General features: G+C 67.7%; 1 pseudogene. It reads left to right on the top strand.

What is annotated here, in order from left to right:
- Window positions 1–127: 127 nt before the first annotated feature.
- Window positions 128–241: pseudogene (locus E1212_RS29165) on the top strand (transposase); the annotation flags it as partial.
- Window positions 242–347: the final 106 nt, after the last annotated feature.

Genomic DNA, 347 nt, shown 5'->3' on the forward strand with positions numbered 1-347 from the left:
ATCACGCCGCGCCTCGACCGCCATCCGGATCGCCCGCTCCCGCAACTCCTCCGGATACTTCCTCGGTGCCACCATGACTCCCATCCTCCCTGGGATTGAGAGCCTCCATCAGACCGAGGGCGAGACAAAGACCCGCGGCCTCACCGGGGTGCAGCTGGTCATCTCCGACGCCCACGCCGGGCTCAAGCACGCCATCGAGGCGGTGCTGCTCGGCGCGGCTTGGCAGCGCTCATCCGTCAACATCAGCAGCGGCGGGAAGTTCCCGCTGGTCCACCTCCACCACTGGGAGAGGACCTTGGCAGCGTGACCTTCGAGGTCCAGCGGCAGACTCGTCCCTCCCGGTGGTG

The organism is Jiangella ureilytica (assembly GCF_004348545.1).
GTDB lineage: Bacteria > Actinomycetota > Actinomycetes > Jiangellales > Jiangellaceae > Jiangella > Jiangella ureilytica.